Origin of the sequence: Streptomyces sp. DH12, assembly GCF_020873895.1 — a bacterium.
Taxonomy (GTDB): Bacteria; Actinomycetota; Actinomycetes; order Streptomycetales; family Streptomycetaceae; genus Streptomyces.
Genome location: NZ_JAHWGT010001313.1, coordinates 1 through 425, shown reverse-complemented (window position 1 = coordinate 425; position 425 = coordinate 1). Strand labels below are relative to the sequence as shown.

Sequence of the window (425 nt, the reverse complement as noted above, 5' to 3'; positions counted from 1 at the left end):
AGGACCCGGCGCGCCGTCCGAACGCCGCCCAGGTCCGCGCCGCACTGGAGGCCGCCGCCAACCCGCCGGCGCCGCAGCCCACCCAGGTGGCCACGCTGCCCGTGCCGGGCCGCGAGGGCGGCGTCCGCATCGGCCGCAGGACGCTGCTGGGGCTGGGTGCGGCGGTGGTCGCGGCGGCCGTCGTGGTGGGCCTGGTGATCGCCGATCCGTTCGCGGGGCCGCTGCCCGACGGCTGGAAGACGCACGACCTCGGCGACCGGGTGGGCGTGTCCCTGGCGGTGCCGGAGGGCTTCGTGAAGGACAAGCCGGCCGAGGACGCCGACGGCACCGTCGCCTCCTTCACCGACCCGAGCGGGATGGTGCGGATCGAGACCGACCGCGACCTGAAGGCCGACGACAAGGACAACAAGATCCCGGCGTCCGCG

Annotated in this window: 1 pseudogene; it reads left to right on the top strand. The window is 76.2% G+C overall.

Features of this window, described 5'->3' with window-relative positions:
* A pseudogene (locus tag LPA54_RS39845) lies at positions 1 to 425 on the top strand (serine/threonine protein kinase); the annotation flags it as partial.